At 63.8% G+C, this 17,072-nt stretch carries 12 protein-coding genes; 6 read left to right on the top strand and 6 right to left on the bottom strand.

Annotation, left to right across the window (positions count from 1 at the left end; genetic code table 11):
• Positions 1-46: 46 nt before the first annotated feature.
• The gene (gene hrpA, locus ACP691_RS10465) at positions 47-3,958 is read right to left on the bottom strand and encodes an ATP-dependent RNA helicase HrpA (protein ID WP_426149390.1); all 3,912 of its coding nucleotides are present in this window, start codon (positions 3,956-3,958) and stop codon (positions 47-49) included.
• A gap of 163 nt (positions 3,959-4,121) precedes the next feature.
• Between hrpA and ACP691_RS10460 the strand changes: the two genes are divergently transcribed.
• The 3 genes from ACP691_RS10460 to ACP691_RS10450 all read left to right on the top strand — a co-directional run bounded on the left by ACP691_RS10460 (position 4,122) and on the right by ACP691_RS10450 (position 7,018).
• A complete protein-coding gene (locus ACP691_RS10460; RefSeq protein ID WP_426199688.1) occupies positions 4,122-4,277 on the top strand; it encodes a hypothetical protein in 156 nt (51 codons plus the stop codon).
• A gap of 73 nt (positions 4,278-4,350) precedes the next feature.
• The gene (locus ACP691_RS10455; protein WP_426149389.1) at positions 4,351-5,712 is read left to right on the top strand and encodes a glutamine synthetase family protein; all 1,362 of its coding nucleotides are present in this window, start codon (positions 4,351-4,353) and stop codon (positions 5,710-5,712) included.
• Between the two features lie 22 nt (positions 5,713-5,734).
• A complete protein-coding gene (locus ACP691_RS10450; protein WP_426149388.1) occupies positions 5,735-7,018 on the top strand; it encodes an NAD(P)/FAD-dependent oxidoreductase in 1,284 nt (427 codons plus the stop codon).
• Between the two features lie 142 nt (positions 7,019-7,160).
• Here ACP691_RS10450 and fadD1 read toward each other — a convergent pair whose 3' ends face one another.
• Complete coding sequence (gene fadD1 / locus ACP691_RS10445; protein ID WP_426149387.1) at positions 7,161-8,858, bottom strand: long-chain-fatty-acid--CoA ligase FadD1; 1,698 nt, start codon at positions 8,856-8,858, stop codon at positions 7,161-7,163.
• Positions 8,859-9,030: 172 nt separating this feature from the next.
• Positions 9,031-10,758 carry a long-chain-fatty-acid--CoA ligase gene (locus ACP691_RS10440; protein WP_426149386.1) on the bottom strand — a complete coding sequence of 576 codons (1,728 nt, stop codon included), beginning with the start codon at positions 10,756-10,758 and terminating at the stop codon, positions 9,031-9,033.
• A gap of 173 nt (positions 10,759-10,931) precedes the next feature.
• Here ACP691_RS10440 and ACP691_RS10435 point away from each other — a divergent pair, with 173 nt between their 5' ends.
• On the top strand, positions 10,932-11,402 hold the full coding sequence (locus tag ACP691_RS10435) for a MaoC family dehydratase (protein WP_040260938.1): 471 nt from the start codon (positions 10,932-10,934) through the stop codon (positions 11,400-11,402).
• Between the two features lie 190 nt (positions 11,403-11,592).
• Here the strand turns inward: ACP691_RS10435 and ACP691_RS10430 are convergent, their stop codons facing one another.
• Together ACP691_RS10430 and ACP691_RS10425 are read right to left on the bottom strand one after the other, a co-directional pair.
• A complete protein-coding gene (locus tag ACP691_RS10430) occupies positions 11,593-11,751 on the bottom strand; it encodes a hypothetical protein (RefSeq protein ID WP_426149385.1) in 159 nt (52 codons plus the stop codon).
• 61 nt (positions 11,752-11,812) lie between these two features.
• Positions 11,813-12,139: an aspartate-semialdehyde dehydrogenase gene (locus ACP691_RS10425; RefSeq protein WP_426149384.1), complete on the bottom strand. Its 327-nt coding sequence runs from the start codon at positions 12,137-12,139 to the stop codon at positions 11,813-11,815.
• Positions 12,140-12,356: 217 nt separating this feature from the next.
• Between ACP691_RS10425 and rapA the strand changes: the two genes are divergently transcribed.
• Positions 12,357-15,197, top strand: coding sequence for an RNA polymerase-associated protein RapA (rapA, locus tag ACP691_RS10420; protein ID WP_426149383.1), 2,841 nt, complete (start codon positions 12,357-12,359; stop codon positions 15,195-15,197).
• Positions 15,198-15,271: 74 nt separating this feature from the next.
• Here the strand turns inward: rapA and ACP691_RS10415 are convergent, their stop codons facing one another.
• Positions 15,272-15,577, bottom strand: coding sequence for a DUF2288 domain-containing protein (locus ACP691_RS10415; protein WP_040261431.1), 306 nt, complete (start codon positions 15,575-15,577; stop codon positions 15,272-15,274).
• Between the two features lie 356 nt (positions 15,578-15,933).
• On the opposite strand from ACP691_RS10415, the gene ACP691_RS10410 reads away from it, so the two are divergent.
• On the top strand, positions 15,934-17,052 hold the full coding sequence (locus tag ACP691_RS10410; RefSeq protein WP_426149382.1) for a branched-chain amino acid ABC transporter substrate-binding protein: 1,119 nt from the start codon (positions 15,934-15,936) through the stop codon (positions 17,050-17,052).
• Positions 17,053-17,072: the final 20 nt, after the last annotated feature.

Here is a 17,072-nt window from a genome sequence, read left to right as displayed (position 1 = left end):
ACCTGGAACGAACGTGCTGGTTTTGCCCAGTGTCCCAGGGGCGCTGTCAAGGTTCGACCAGTGTCCACTGCTTGGCCAGGCGCTTGTCCGAGATCGGCACGCGAGTGCCCAACTGCTGGGCGAAAAGCGATACCCGGTATTCCTCCAGCCACCAGCGGTAAGTGACCAGTTCAGGGTCGCGCTTGCCCTCCTGGGCGTGCTTGGTCGCCCGCGCCTGGTATTGGGCCCACAGCCCGCCCAGCTCCGCGCTCCACACCCGGTCACGCTGGACCTGGGCACCCAGCTTGTCGAGCCGCAGCTCCACTGCCTTGAGATAGCGCGCAAGCTCCTTGAGCCAGTGGGCGGGGGTTTCCCGCACGAAACCAGGATAGATCAGGGCGGCCAGCTGCTGCTTGACATCGTTGAGCGATACCGCCTGGGCAAGGTCGATACGGCCCTTGAAGCGCTTCTGCAGGCCATGCCAAAGGGTCAGGATTTCCAGTACCAGCCGTGCCAGGCGTTCGGCGTGCTCGGCCCAGGCGCCACGCTTGCGCTCGGCCAGGCTGGCCAGGCCGGCGCCATCACGGGGCAGGCGGGTCTCGCCTTCGAGTATGCAGGCGTCCAGGCTGGCCAGCAGGATGTCTTCGACCAGCGCCTCGATGCGGCCCAGTTCACGGTACAACAGGCCCATCTGGGTCTGCCCCGGGAGCTTGCCGCGCAGGAAGCGGGCCGGTTCGGCCAGCTGTTGCAGCAACAGCCGCTGCAAGGCGCGACGGTGCTGGTAATCCGCTTCGGCGGCGGTTGAGAAACGGCCTTCGCGGACTTCGCCCTGTTCTTCCACCAAGGCCGGGTACACCGTGAGTTGCAGCCCGGCCACGTTTTGTCGCGCCGTCTGGGCTACTGTAGAGAATCCCTTGGGCTGCACCGGCTCCGGCGCCTTGCTGGCAACCGGCAAGGCCAGGGCGGCCTGTCCGGCTTCGGCGAAACGGGCTGCCAGGGCGTCCAGGTCACGTCCTTCGCCGAGGAACTTCCCACCGGCATCCACCACCTCGATATTCATCCGCAGATGCCCTTCCAAGGCACGCTCCGCTTCAGCCCACGCCTCGTCGCTCACCCGGACGCCGGTCATGCGGGTCAGCTCGGCCCCCAGGGCCTTGGGCAGCGCGCCCTGGCCGAAGACCATTCGCGCCAGGGCCGCCTTGACGAAGTCAGGCACGGGCACGAAGTTCTTGCGCACGGCCTTGGGCAGGTTGCGGATCAAGGCGACACAGCGAGCTTCGATCAACCCTGGCACCAGCCAGGCCAGGCGCTCGGCCGGCAGGCTTGGGAGCAGCGGTGCCGGTACCCGAACAGTAACGCCGTCGCGCGGGTCGCCAGGTTCGAAGTGATACGTCAGCGGCAGGGCCAATTCGCCCAGCCTGAGGGTGTCAGGATAGAGCGCGGCGGTGACCTCGGTGGCCTCCCGGGCCAGCACGTCTTCCCCGCGCATGATCAGCAGGTTGGGGTCTTTCTGGCTCTGGGCGCGATACCAGCTGTCGAAGGTGGCGGTCTGGTAAATGTGCTCAGGAAGCCGCGCTTCGTAGAAGGCGTACAGAGTTTCTTCATCGGCCAGGATATCCCGTCGACGGGCCTTGGCCTCCAGTTCGTCGAGCCGCTCCAGCAGGGCGCGATTGGCGCCCAGGCAGCGGGCCTTGGACTGGATCTCGCCACGCACCAGGCCTTCGCGAATGAACAGCTCCCGCGAGGCCACCGGGTCGATGGGGCCGAAGTGCACCGGCCGCCGGCCGACGATGATCAGACCATAAAGCGTGACCTGCTCATAGGCCACCACCTGGCCGCGCTTCTTTTCCCAATGGGGTTCGAAGTGGTTGCGCTTGGTCAGGTGCTCGGCCAGGGGCTCGAGCCACTGATTGTCAATCTTGGCGACCATGCGGGCGTAGAGCTTGGTGGTTTCCACCAGCTCGGCGGCCATCAGCCATTGGGGCCGCTTGCGGCCGATTCCGCTGGAGGGGTGCACCCAGAATCGCCGCTGCCGAGCCCCCAGGTAATCCCCTTCCTCGGCTTTTTGCCCGATCTGGCTGAGCAGCCCGGACAGAATGGCCTTGTGCAGCTTGGCGTAGTCGCAGGGTTCGGGGTTGACCGGCAGCTGCAGCTCTCGGCAGATCAGAGCGAGCTGGCGGTGAGCGTCTCGCCATTCGCGCAAGCGCAGATAGTTGAGGAATTGCTTGCGACACCAGTTGCGCAGCGGGTTGGAGCCCAACGCCTGGCGTTGTGCCTCGAAGCCGTTCCACAGATTGACCAGGGCGGTGAAGTCCGAGTCTACATCCTTCCATTGGGCGTGGGCCTGGTCGGCCGCCTGCTGACGCTCAGGCGGCCGCTCGCGTGGGTCCTGCACGGACAGGGCACTGGCCACGATCAGCACCTCGGCGAGGCTGCCCTGCTCCGCGCCCTCCAGCAGCATCCGCCCCAGGCGCGGATCCACCGGCAGCCTGGCCAGCTGCCGCCCCAGCGGCGTGAGCCGGTTGTCCCGGTCAACGGCGCGCAGCTCTTGCAGCAGGTTGAAGCCATCGCTCACCGCCTTGCCGTCCGGCGGCTCGATGAACGGGAAGGCATCGATGGCGCCCAGACGCAGATGCAGCATCTGCAGGATCACCGCCGCCAGGTTGGTGCGCAGGATTTCCGGGTCGGTGAATGCGGGGCGGGCGTTGAAATCGTCTTCGCTGTAGAGGCGGATGCATAGCCCGGGCTCGACCCGGCCGCAGCGCCCCTTGCGCTGGTTGGCGCTGGCCTGGGACACCGCCTCGATCGGCAGGCGCTGGACCTTGGCCCGGTAGCTGTAGCGGCTGACCCGCGCGGTGCCGGTATCGATCACATAGCGAATGCCCGGTACTGTCAGCGAGGTTTCCGCCACGTTGGTGGCCAGCACCACCCTACGGCCGGGATGGGCCTGGAAGATGCGCTGCTGCTCGGCGGGCGACAAGCGCGCATACAGTGGCAGGATTTCCGTATGGCGCAGCTGGGCCTTGCGCAGGTAGTCCGCGGCATCGCGGATCTCTCGCTCGCCCGGCAGGAACACCAGTACATCGCCCGGGGTCTTGCGTTCGCGGCGCTCCAGTTCGGCCAGTTCCTCCAGGGCGGCCAGGATGCCCTGGTCGACAGTGAGATCCTCCTCCACCGGATTGCCGTCTTCGTCCTGCTCGCCCACCAAGGGGCGGTACCAGAGGTCCACCGGGTAAGTGCGCCCGGACACCTCGATCACGGGCGCGCCATCGAAGTGCTTGGAAAACCGCTCCAGGTCGATGGTGGCCGAGGTGATGATGACCTTGAGGTCTGGCCGGCGCGGCAGCAGGGTTTTCAGGTAGCCCAGCAGGAAGTCGATGTTCAGGCTGCGCTCGTGGGCTTCGTCGACGATGATGGTGTCGTAGCGTTCGAGGAAGCGGTCATGCTGGGTTTCCGCCAGCAGGATACCGTCGGTCATCAGCTTGACCAGGCTACTGGGGCCGGTCTGGTCCTCGAAACGCACCTGGTAGCCGACCAGGCCACCCAACGGCGTGCCCAGTTCCTGGGCCACCCGGGTGGCCACGCTGCGGGCGGCGATCCGCCGGGGCTGGGTATGGGCGATCAAGCCGGCCTGGCCGCGGCCCAGCTCCAGGCAGATCTTGGGCAACTGGGTAGTCTTGCCGGAGCCTGTCTCACCGGCGATCACCACCACCTGGTGTTCGGCGATCAGGGCCTTGATCTCGTCCCGCTTGGCGGCGATGGGCAGTTGGTCGTCATAAGCGATGCGCGGCACGCTCACGCGACGCGCTTCCACGGCCGCGCAGGAAGCACGATAGCGCTCCAGCCAACGCGCCAGCTTGGCCTCGTCAGGGGTCTTGCGCAGTTCCTGGAGCTGGCGGCGCAGGCGGTGGCGGTCGGCGGTCTGGGCTTGGTCGAGGTTGCGCAGCAGGGTATCGAAGGAAGGCGTCGATTCGGTCATCAGTCAGGCCCGAAGGGGCACGGCGGGGAAAAGTAGGGGCGATTGTCGCAGATTTGCGCCCCCTTAGGGGCTCTCAAGGGCCGCTCAATGTTTAGTCGGCAGCTCAGTGAAGATCGTCGAATCCCCGTTGAAGCGGACAACGAAGCCGTGTGAGTATCCGGGCATGACCGCTATTGCCCTCCCCTCGCGCAACGCTACCGGCCCTTCCTTCGCGAAGCGCGGCGAGCATCCTGGGCAGAATCCACTGTTCAACATCATTCTCGCCTTCTGGGCCCTGTGGCATTGCCGCCACGCTCGCCCGCCAGACACCCTCGCTTAAGGCTTCCCCATAACCCGTGCCACCGCGGCACGGCTGTGAAACCGTGCGCCTGGATGGCGCGAGCGAGTGAGCCATGTTTGCCAACGAAGTAGAAGCGCGGCTGTTCCTGCAGGAACAGCCGGACATCGAGCTGTTCGAGCTTTTCATTCTCGACGCCAATGGCGTGCCCCGGGGCAAGCTGCTGCATCGGGAGGAATTGCTGGACACCTACCGCAGCGGCCGGCCGTTGCCCAGCACCATGCTGGGCCTGACGCTGCAAGGCGAGGATGTGGAAGGCTCCGGCCTGGTCTGGGACGTGGGCGATATCGACTGCCGCGCCTACCCCCTGCCGGGAAGCCTGGTTCCGCTACCCTGGCGACAGATTCCCACGGCCGCGCTGCAGGTGAGCATGCACCCGGTAGAGGGCATGCCTGCCACGGTCGCGGATCCTCGCCACCTTCTGGCCGGGGCGATCCAGCGGCTGGAAGCCATGGGCTTGCATCCGGTGATGGCATGCGAACTGGAATTCTACCTGCTGGACCAGCAACGCGACGGCCAGGGCCGGCCGCAACCGGCACAGGATGCCGATGGCGGCAGGCCTCGAGCCACCCAGGTCTATGGCCTGCGCGAGCTGGAACAGATCGAGCCCTTCCTGGCCGACCTGTACAGCGCCTGCAGGCTGCAAGGGATCCCGGCGCGCACGGCCATCTCCGAATACGCGCCTGGTCAGGTAGAGATCACCCTGGAGCATGGTCCGGCCTTGCAGGCCATGGACCAGGCCGTGCGCTACAAGCGCCTGGTCAGGGGCGTGGCTCATCGTCATGGCATGCAAGCCTGCTTCATGGCCAAACCCTTCGGCCACCTGGCCGGCACGGGGATGCACATGCATGTGAGCTTGGCGGATGACCAAGGCCGCAACCTGTTCGCCAGCGAAGACAAAGCCGGCGCGCCCCTGCTACGCCAGGCGGTCGCCGGCATGCTCGAGCACCTGCTCGACAGCCTGTTGCTGTTCTGCCCCAACGCCAACTCCTACCGCCGCTTCCAGGCCAACAGCTATGCCCCCCTGGCGCCCACCTGGGGCGTGGACAACCGCACCGTCAGCCTGCGCGTACCCGGCGGACCCGCTGCCAGCCGGCATATCGAACACCGTGTCTGTGGCGCTGATGCCAACCCTTACCTCGCGGCGGCTGCAATACTGGCCGCGCTCGAAGATGGCATCCGCCGCCAGCTCGACCCTGGCGCGCCCGTGCAAGGCAACGGCTATGCCCACGCCACCACCTTCCTGCCCACGGACTGGCTGAGCGCCTTGAGCGCCTTCGAGGCCTCGTCCTGGGTTCGCGACGCGTTCGGCGATGGCTTCCGGCGGGTGTACCTGGCGGTGAAGCGCGCCGAATACCGACAATTCATGGCCGAAGTCAGCGAGCAAGACTGGCGCTGGTATCTGACCCAGGCTTGAGCCTGCATCCGGAGTAAAGAGCATGACCCCTCGTAGCCCTTCCTATTACACCGCGACCATTGGGCAGGAGAGCGATTACCCCGTCTGCCAAGGCTCCTATGAAGTGGACGTAGCCATCATCGGCGGCGGTTTCACCGGCGTTGCCACGGCCGTGGAGCTGGCCGAGCGCGGTTACCGCGTGGCCATCGTCGAGCAGAACAAGGTCGGCTGGGGCGCCAGCGGGCGCAACGGTGGCCAGGTGACCGGCAGCCTGTCCGGAGACCAGGCGATGCGCAAGCAGATGCGCGCTCGCCTGGGCGGACAGGTGGATGACTTCATCTGGGCGCTGCGCTGGCGCGGTCACGACATCATCGAGCAAAGGGTGGCGCGTTATGCCATCGACTGCGACCTGCGCCATGGCCACCTGCATGCCGCCCTCAAGCCGGCGCACATGGACGAATTGCGCGCCAGCCTGAGCGAAGCCCAAGCCCGTGGCATGGGCGACAGGGTCACGTTACTGGACCGCGCCGGCGTGCGGGACCACCTGCAAAGCGACCTTTACATAGGCGCGCTGAAAAATACCCGAAACCTGCACCTGCATCCCTTGAACCTGTGCCTTGGCGAAGCCCGGGCCGCCCATGGCCTGGGCGCGCTGGTGTTCGAGAACAGCGAGGTAGTGGAGATTGTTCACGGCCCACGCCCGGCCCTGGTGACCGCCCATGGGCGCATCGACGCAGCCCAGGTGGTGCTGGCCGGTGACGTTTATCATCGGCTGGAGCCCGCCAAGCTGGGCGGCAAGATCTTCCCGGCCATGGGCGGCATCGTTGCCACGGCGCCGCTGGGCGAGCTGGCACGAGAGCTCAACCCCCAGGACCTGGCGGTGTACGACTGCCGCTTCGTGCTGGACTATTACCGGTTCACCGCCGACGGCCGTCTGCTGTTTGGCGGCGGGGCCAATTATTCGGGCAGGGATTCGCGGGATATCCCGGGGGAACTCAGGCCCTGCATCGAGCGCACCTTCCCCCGGCTAAAGGGCGTGCCCATCGACTTCCAATGGAGCTGCGCCATGGGCATCGTGGTCAACCGGATTCCGCAATTGGGCAAGCTGTCCGAGAATGTCTGGTATTGCCAAGGCTATTCGGGGCACGGCATCGCTACCAGTCACATCATGGGGGAAATCATGGCCGAAGCGGTAAGCGGTACCCTCACCCGCTTCGACACCTTTGCCCAGTGCCGTCACGTACGGGTACCGGCTGGGAGGCTGCTGGGCAATCCCTTGCTCGCGGCGGGCATGTGGTATTACCAAATGCTGGAAAAACTGCGCTAGCCGGCAACCCTGTGGCACCCAGCGTAAGCTGGGGAAGCGATTCGGCAGCTGCCGCTGCCTCCCACAGGATTCAACTGAACCCCTGATGCAACCCGAAACCCGTGGGACCCAGCGTAAGCTGGGGAATCGCTGCTCCGAAGGCTCAGGCGGTTTTCTTCAGGCCCAGCTTCTTGAGCTCTGCGTCACGCAATTCGCGGCGCAGGATCTTCCCTACGTTGGTAGTGGGCAGGCTGTCACGGAACTCCACGGCCTTCGGTACCTTGTAGCCGGTGACATTGGCGCGCATGTGGTCCAGAACCTGATCCTTGGTCAGGCTCATGCCCGGCTTGATCACCACGAATACCTTGATGGCCTCGCCGGATTTCTCGTCGGGGATGCCGATGGCCGCGCACTGGAACACGCCTGGCAGGGTCACCAGTACGTCTTCCAGCTCGTTGGGATAGACGTTGAAACCGGAGACCAGGATCATATCCTTCTTGCGGTCGACGATGCGGATATAGCCATCGGGTTGAATGACAGCGATGTCGCCAGTCTTGAGCCAACCCTGGTCATCCAGCATCTCGGCGGTGGCGTCTGGCCGTTCCCAGTAGCCCTTCATCACCTGCGGGCCCTTTACGCAGAGTTCGCCTGTTTCACCAAGGCCGAGTTCACGGCCAGTGTCATCGATGACCCGGCACAGGGTGGAAGGCACTGGAATGCCGATGGTGCCAATCTGCACCGCCTGCTTGGGGTTTACGGTCGCGACCGGGCTGGTTTCGGTCATCCCGTAGCCTTCGCAGATGGAGCAGCCGGTGACTTCCTGCCAGCGGTCGGCCACCGCCACCTGCAGGGCCATGCCGCCGGAGAGCGTGAGCTTGAGGGGCGAGAAGTCCAGCCGGCGGAATTCAGCGTTATTGCACAAGGCCACGAACAGCGTGTTGAGGCCTACGAAACCGGTGAATTTCCACTTGCCCAACTCTTTGACCATGGCCGACAGGTCGCGGGGGTTACTGATGAGCACGTTGTGGTTGCCCATGAGCATCATGGCCATGCAATGGAAGGTAAAGGCGTAGATATGGTAGAGCGGCAGCGGGGTGATGAGAATCTCGCATCCCTCGGCCAGGTTGGAACCCATCAGCGCCTTGCACTGCAACATGTTGGCCACCAGGTTGCGATGGGTCAGCATCGCGCCCTTGGCAACCCCGGTGGTGCCGCCCGTGTACTGCAGCACGGCCACATCGCCGCAGGGCGGGTTGGCTTCGGTTACCGCAATACCGCGCCCCAGGGCCAGGGCCTGGTTGAAAGGCACGGCATCCGGGATGTGGTAAGGCGGCACCATCTTTTTGACATAGCGCACCACGCTGTTCACCAGCAGGCGCTTGACCGGCGGCAACAGGTCGGCCACTTCGGTGATGATCACATGGCGCACCGAAGTACGGGGAACCACGGCCTGCGCCAGGTGAGCCATGTTGGCCAGGCATACGAGGGCCTTGGCGCCCGAATCCTTGAACTGGTGCTCCATTTCCCGCGCGGTGTACAGCGGATTGGTGTTGACCACGATCAAGCCGGCACGGATGGCACCGAACACCGCCACCGGGTATTGAAGGACGTTGGGCAACTGTACGGCGATGCGGTCGCCAGGAACCAGGTCCGTATGTCGCTGCAGCCAGGCCGCGAACGCCCCGGACAGTTCATACAGCTCGCCATAGGTCAGTGTCTTGCCCAGGTTGCTGAAGGCTGGCTTGTCGGCGAAACGCTGGCACGACGCTCGCAGCACAGCCTGGATGTTGGGATAGGCGTCTGGATCGATCTCGGCGGGAATGCCCTGAGGGTACTTGTCTGTCCAGAAATTGTCGGCCATGGAACCCTGCTCCTCGTGCAGCGAGATCAGCGCATTCGATGCGGTTTTTATAGATATGTCAAAAGCGCGCCGAGATTAGCAGTTTTGCCAGATACCGCCTAGAGCCACGGCAGGCTATCAAGTCATATTGAAAACCCACCGTGAAACCTTGGTCACGTTTAGAGTGTTTGCTCTAAACCTTGCCCGCCGCCTGGTTCGAGACTTCCGCGACGAGGGCCTCGTCGCGCAGGGCACGCCGGAGGATCTTGCCTACCGGTGTCATGGGCAGGCTCTGGCGGACTATCATCTGACGGGGCACCTTGTAGGCGGCCAGGTTTTCCCTGCACCAGGCCTGAAGGCTGGCTTCGTCGCAGCCGCCTTCACGGGGCACGACGTACAGCCGTACGGCTTCACCCGTACGCGGATCCGGAACGCCGATGGCAGCGCAGTTGAGTACCTGGGGATGCGCCATCACCACGTCTTCCACCTCATTGGGATAAACGTTGAAGCCGGAAACGATGATCATGTCTTTCTTGCGATCGACGATGCGCACGAAACCATCGGCTTCGATCACCGCCATATCGCCGGTGCGCAGCCAGCCGTCCGCGTCCAGCGCCTGAGCCGTGGCATCGGGCTGCTGCCAATAGCCTTTCATGACCTGGGGGCCTTGCACGCAAAGCTCGCCAGGCTCGCCGAGAGGCAATTCGTTGCCCTGCTCGTCCACCACTTTCAAGGCCGTGCCAACCAGGGGCAAGCCCACCGTGCCCAGGCGAGCGGCCGCGCCATAAGGGTTGGTGCATACCACCGGCGAGGTTTCGGTCAGGCCATAGCCTTCGGCGATGCGGCAACCGGTCATGGCTTCCCAGCGCTCGGCGGTGGCCCTGACCAGCGCGGTGCCGCCTGAATTGGTCACCTTGAGCCCCGAAAAATCGAGGCTGGCGAACCCGGGATGATCCATGAGGGCCACGAACAGCGTATTGAGGCCCACGAAGGACGTGAAGCGCCAACGCCCCAGCTCCTTGATGAAGGCCGGAATGTCCCGCGGATTGGTGACAAGGACGTTATGGTTGCCGGCCACCATCATGCACAGGCAGTGAGCGGTGAACGCATAGATGTGATAGAGCGGCAAGGGTGCGATGGCGATTTCCTCTCCCTCGCCCACCAGGGGGCGCCCGTCGGGCCCCAACTGGTGGAACCATGCGTGCATCTGCTGCATGTTCGCCAACAGGTTGCCGTGGGTCAGCATGGCGCCCTTGGCCTGCCCCGTGGTGCCGCCGGTGTACTGCAACACGGCGATGTCGCCGCGCTGCAAGGGTACCGGCGTGACGGCGCCCTTGCGCCCGATACGCAAGGCCTCGTTGAAGCGAGCCGCCCGCGGCAGGCGATATTCGGGCACCATTTTTTTGAAGCGCGCCACCGCCAGGTTGACCAGCCAGCCCTTGGCGGGAGGCAGCAGGTCGCCCATGCGCGCCTCGATCAGGTAATCGATGGGTGTGTCCTTGACCACCTCTTGCACCCGGTCGCCAAAGAGATTCAGGTACACCAGCGCCCGCGCGCCGGAATCCTTGAACTGATGGCGCATTTCCCGAACCGTGTACAAGGGATTGGTGTTCACCACGATCAAGCCGGCGCACAGGGCGCCGAACACGGCGATAGGGTATTGGGAAACATTGGGCAGCTGCACCGCGATGCGGTCGCCAGGCAGCAGATTCGTGTGCTGCTGCAACCATGAAGCGAAGCCCAGGGCCTCTCGCTCCAGCTCCGCATAGGTCAGGGTGCGGCCCATGTTGCTGAAGGCAGGCTTGTCGGCGAAACGGCGACAGGCGTGCTGGAAGACCTCAACCACTGATTGCCAGGCGTTGAAATCGATTACCGAAGGTACGCCCTGGGGGCGTTTGTCCTGCCAGAAGTCGGGTTGCATTGTTGTTTTCCCCTGCTTGAAGCGCGGGCTTCATGCTCACGCAGCCTTGAGGCGAAAGTAGCAGTTGCTTCTCTGGGGAGCATCCGCAAAGGGGCGTTATTTACATCCTGAATTGATTGGCCGAAGCCACATGACGATACACTAGAGGCTTTCTCGCGAACCGGACATCCCGCATGACCCAAAGCACCAACACCCCTTATGAAACGCTCGAAGTCGGCCAGACCGCCAGCTACACCCGGCAGGTCACCGACCGAGAGATCCAGCTGTTCGCCGCGCTGTCCGGTGATCGCAACCCGGTTCACCTGGATGACGAGTTCGCCGCCAAGACCATCTTCCGCGAGCGCATCGCCCACGGCATGATCACCGGCGCGCTGATCAGCGCGGCGGTGGCGTGCGAGCTGCCCGGCCCCGGCACCATCTACCTGGGCCAGCAGATGAGCTTCGTCAAGCCGGTCAAGCCTGGCGACACCCTGACCGTGCGCCTGGAAATCCTCGAGAAGCTGCCCAAGTTCAAGGTGCGCATTGCCACACGGGTCTTCAACCAGGCCGATGAGCTGGTGGTCGATGGCGAAGCTGAAATCCTTGCCCCGCGCAAATCCCAGAGCGTCACCCTGGCCACCCTGCCGGACATAGCCATCGGTTGAGATGCGCAGGATGCTGGCCGCGGCTTCAAGCGAGACCTGCTCATGCCGCGCGCCCTGCCGCAGATTCCCAGAACGAAAAAAAGGCGACCGAAGTCGCCTGAATATGCCTTGCGTGCCCGAGGACAGTAGGGGTACCACTGCCTCGCGAGCCAATCATCCCGCGTGGCGGGACGCACTGTACTGACCGAGATCAACGCTTCTTCGGTTTTTTCTTCGTTTTTTTCTTGCCCGCCATGGGCATGGCCTGCTCGAACGCGCGGCGCATGTCAGCCAGACGCCTGTCGTTGAGGTCGTGTTGGCGGCGGGCGCGTTCGGCGGCGAAGTCGAATAGGTTGTCGTCTTGGCTCATGATCAGGCCGGTCTACAAAAAGAGAGAGACTATCATGGCCTGCCTCCAGGCCGCTTGCCAGTCACACTTGCAGATCTACCCATAATCCCTGGCGCGGCGGGGCATCCATCAAAGGCACCGCCGGCACGGTGTTATCGGCATTGAGCACATCACCCGGTACTACCAGAGCTTCTTCCGGCTCGCCTTCCCGGCGTTGGCGTTGGCGCCGTTGCTCATGCTCGCGTAACAGCAACGCGGCTTCCTCCCGTTCGCGATTGCGCAGGTCTATGTCGGTTTCGGCGGACGGCGCCTGGGGCGCGGCCACCGGTGGTATCTCGGGGGTCGGCTTTACCGGGTCCAACTGAGGGTTCACTGGCACGAAAGGGTGCAATGTCACGGGTGGAATCATGTTTCGCCTCCGGCCAGCATGATGGAGGGCGCGCCTACCTGATCGGCAGGCGAAGTACTGGCTGACCGGGTTATCGGCCAGGCGCTGCTAGACTTGAGGCTGTTCGTCGGGTGAACGCGGCGGGTGTGGGCTGGCACAGGCAGGCAAAGATGCCGCCGGCTTTGGTTCTCTTCAGACGATCCGTTAGAATCCTCGGTTTTTGCAGGCGGAGTAAGGCATGGCGCAGCAGTATCAACCAGGACAACGCTGGATCAGCGACAGCGAAGCGGAGCTTGGCCTGGGCACCATCATTGCCCAGGACGGTCGCCTGCTGACGGTGCTCTACCCCTCCACTGGGGATACCCGGCAATACGCCTTGCGTAACGCGCCATTGACGCGGGTACGCTTCTCCCCTGGTGACAGCATCACTCATTTCGAAGGATGGAAGCTCACGGTACGCGAGGTGGAAGACGTCGACGGCCTGCTGGTGTACCACGGCTTCGATGCCCAGCACCAGCCGCGTACTCTGCCGGAAACCCAACTGTCCAATTTCATCCAGTTCCGCCTGCCCAGCGACCGCCTGTTCGCCGGGCAGATCGACCCTCTTCAATGGTTCTCCCTGCGCTACAGCACGCTGCAGCACAGCAGCCGGGTCATCCAGTCGCCCCTGTGGGGCCTGGGCGGGGTACGGGCCCAACCCATCGCACACCAGTTGCATATCGCCCGGGAAGTGGCTGATCGGATCGCGCCCCGTGTTCTGCTGGCGGACGAAGTGGGCCTGGGCAAGACCATCGAAGCGGGCCTGGTGATTCACCGTCAGCTGCTCAGTGGCCGGGCCAGCCGCGTGCTGATCCTTGTGCCGGAGAACCTGCAGCACCAGTGGCTCGTGGAAATGCGCCGTCGCTTCAACCTCGAGGTTGCCCTGTTCGATGCCGAGCGCTTCCTGGAAAGTGACGCCAGCAACCCCTTCGACGACGCCCAACTGGCGCTGGTCTCCCTGGAATGGCTGACCCACTCGGAAAAGGCCCAGGACGCGCTGTTTGCCGCCGGTTGGGACCTGCTGGTGGTGGACGAGGCTCATCACCTGGTCTGGCATCCGGACCGAGTCAGCGCTGAATACGCGCTGGTCGAACAGCTGGCCCAGGTGATACCGGGCGTGCTGCTGCTGACCGCCACCCCAGAGCAACTGGGCCTGGACAGCCACTTCGCCCGCCTGCGCCTGCTGGACCCGAACCGCTTCCATGACCTAGAGGCGTTCCGCCAGGAAAGCGAGCATTACCGGCCGGTGGCTGAAGCCGTGCAGGAGCTGCTCGACCAGGGCCGGCTCTCCGAAGCGGCCCACAAGACCATCCATGACTTCCTCGGCGCCGAAGGCGAGGCGTTGCTGGGGGCGGTACAAGACGGCGACACCCAGGCCAGCGCTCGCCTTATCCGTGAGCTGCTCGACCGCCACGGCACCGGTCGCGTGCTGTTCCGCAACACCCGGGCGGCCATCCAGGGCTTCCCCGAGCGCGAACTGCATGACCATGCCCTGCCTACCCCCGAGCAATACGCCGGCCTCGGTGCCAGCGATGCCCTGCAGCCTGAAACCGGCCTCCAACGCAGCCAGACCGCAGACGACGAAAACCGCTGGTGGCGGTTCGACCCTCGGGTAGGCTGGCTGATCGACACACTCAAGGCCTTGAAGAAGGTCAAGGTACTGGTGATCTGCGCCAAGGCCGAAACCGCCATGGACCTGGAAGACGCCCTGCGGGTGCGTTCCGGTATCGCCGCCACGACCTTTCATGAGGGCATGAGCATCCTCGAGCGGGACCGCGCGGCGGCCTATTTCGCGGATGAAGAATACGGCGCGCAAGTGCTCATCTGCTCCGAAATCGGTTCCGAAGGGCGCAACTTCCAGTTCGCGCACCATCTGGTACTGTTTGACCTGCCCGCTCACCCGGATCTGCTCGAACAGCGCATCGGCCGCCTGGACCGTATCGGTCAGAAGCACGTTATCCAGCTGCACGTGCCCTACCTGGCCGAAACGGCGCAACAACGCCTTTTCCGCTGGTACCACGAAGCGCTCAATGCCTTCCTCAATACCTGCCCCACGGGCAACACCCTTCAGCAGCGTTTCGCCGAACGCTTGCGGGCGCAGCTGGAGGAAAGAGATGACGAAGCCTTCGAAGCACTGATCCTGGAGGCCAGGGCCGAACGCGAGCGGCTGGAAGCGGAGCTGCATGCCGGCCGCGATCGACTGCTGGAACTGAACTCCGGCGGTGCCGGGGAAGGCCAGGCGCTGGTAGAGGCCATCGAGGAGCAGGACGACCAGTTCGCCTTGCCTATCTATATGGAAACCCTGTTCGATGCCTTTGGCATCGACAGCGAAGATCACTCCGAGAACGCGCTGGTACTCAAGCCCAGCGAAAAGATGCTCGACGCCAGCTTCCCGCTGGGCGACGACGAAGGCGTGACCATCACCTACGACCGTCAGCAGGCCTTGTCCCGCGAGGACATGCAGTTCCTGACCTGGGAACATCCCATGGTGCAGGGTGGCATGGACCTGGTGCTCTCCGGCTCCATGGGCAACACTGCGGTTGCCCTGATCAAGAACAAGGCGCTCAAGCCGGGCACCGTGCTGCTTGAATTGCTGTACGTGAGCGAAGCCGTGGCGCCTCGCGCCCTGCAACTGGGGCGTTTCCTTCCGCCCATGGCGCTGCGCTGCCTGTTGGACGGAAACGGTAACGACCTGGCGCCTCGCGTGGCGTTCGAGACCCTCAACGAGCAACTTGAAAGCGTGCCCAAGGGCAGCGCCAACAAGTTTATCCAGGCCCAGCGTGACGCCCTGGCACCAAGGATCAACGGTGCCGAAGCCAAGGTGGCGCCCCGCCATGCCGAGCGGGTCGCGCAAGCCCAGCAGCGCCTTGCCGCTGAGCTGGACGAAGAGATCGCCCGCCTCACTGCCCTGCGGGCCATCAACCCCAGTGTGCGGGAAAGCGAGATCCAGGCCCTGCGCGACCAGCGAGAGCAGGGCTTGGCCCTGCTGGCCAAGGCCGCGCTACGGTTGGAAGCGATCAGGGTACTGGTAGCGGGTTGACAACCAAGGCGGCGAGCCATCGAGGCTGCTCGCCGCCTATTACCCCCAATGCCGCACCGAATTGGCGCGGCACCTCAATTGCTTGCCCTCTCCTGGAACAAAACCCAGGGAGAAACCACTACAGCCCAGAGTTCAGGCTTACGCTCGACCAGATCGGCTGCCTTCGCCTCGCCTACCTTCGCAACTTCTCCGCCCTCAAGCCAAGCCCTTACACGCTCGGTATCGTTGCTGGCCATGGCTTCGGCCACGGCTATCAGGTCGAGTTCTTCGGCGACCCACAACAGTGCGCCTCGGGCGAAGAATGGCTGCAACTCTTCCCAGTGAATTCTGGCCGTTTCCCCAAGCAATTTGGCATAGAGGGTGCTTGTCTGTTGGGTCATGATGAACCTGTCCGAATGAAAGGCGGTGATGATAACGAGGCCGCCGTGCTTGCAAAACCCGGTTTCAATATGTGCGCCGCGTCTGAAAAGCCTGCAATCACGGGCCCTGGCAGCGATGAATGGCAAGCCATGGCTCCGTATCTATAAGAAACTTTCATAAAAGCGACACAGCATCAAGAGTCGGCAACTGGCCAGCTTTTCAACGGATCAGGGGGCAATCTACACTGCGCCAGTGATACCGCAGGGGGCTGGGCAGCGGCTCGATTCTGGTGCAGCCTGCCGGAGCAGGCAGCGATACCGGTCCAACGGCCCCAGCCGCACGGACTATAAAAACTAAAACACGAGAGTGGAGCACTATGCACAACGCTATCAAGCTGTCCAAGCTGTTCGCCGCCATGGTACTGGCTGGAGCCACCAGCTACTCCTTCGCCGCCGACACCATCAAGATCGGTATCGCCGGCCCGAAAACCGGCCCTGTCGCCGAATACGGCGCCATGCAGTTCCGCGGCGCCAAGATGGCCATCGAACAGATCAACGCCAAGGGTGGAGTCGACGGCAAGAAGCTCGAAGCCGTCGAGTACGACGACGCCTGCGATCCGAAGCAAGCCGTCGCCGTGGCCAACAAGGTGGTCAATGACGGCGTGAAGTTCGTGGTCGGTCACCTGTGCTCCAGCTCCACCCAGCCCGCTTCGGACATCTACGAAGACGAAGGTGTTTTGATGATCACCCCTGCGGCCACCAGCCCGGACATCACCAGCCGCGGCTACAAGCTGGTGTTCCGCACCATCGGTCTGGACAGCGCGCAAGGCCCGGCGGCTGGCAACTTCATCGCCGACCACATCAAGCCGAAAATCGTCGCGGTGGTTCACGACAAACAGCAGTACGGTGAAGGCATCGCCACCGCCGTCAAGAAGACCCTCGAGGGCAAGGGTGTGAAGGTCGCGGTGTTCGAAGGTATCAACGCCGGAGACAAGGACTTCTCCTCGCTCATCGCCAAGCTCAAGCAGGCCAATGTGGACTTCGTCTACTACGGTGGCTACCACCCAGAGCTGGGCCAGATCCTTCGCCAGTCCAAGGAAAAGGGCTTGAACGCCAAGTTCATGGGGCCAGAAGGCGTAGGCAACGACTCCATTTCCCAGATCGCCGGCGACGCTTCCGAAGGCTTGCTGGTGACCCTGCCGAAGTCCTTCGACCAGGATCCGGCCAACCAGGCCCTGACCCAGGCCTTCAAGGACAAGAAGGAAGACCCGAGCGGCCCGTTCGTGTACCCGTCCTACACCGCCGTGCAGATCATCACCGATGGCATCCAGGCCGCGAAGAGCGAGGACACCGACAAGGTCGCCACCGCCATTCACGCTGGCACCTTCAAGACCCCCATGGGCGAGCTGAGCTACGACGACAAGGGTGACCTGAAGAACTTCCAGTTCGTGGTCTACGAATGGCACTTCGGCAAGCCCAAGACCGAAGCGAAGTAATCACTGAGCCTTCGTCCTTC

The sequence above is a fragment of the Pseudomonas sp. DC3200b2 genome, from assembly GCF_049895785.1.
Classification (GTDB): Bacteria; Pseudomonadota; Gammaproteobacteria; order Pseudomonadales; family Pseudomonadaceae; genus Aquipseudomonas; species Aquipseudomonas massiliensis.
Note: the sequence above shows the minus strand (reverse complement) of the source record. Positions and strands in the feature narration are given on the sequence as shown.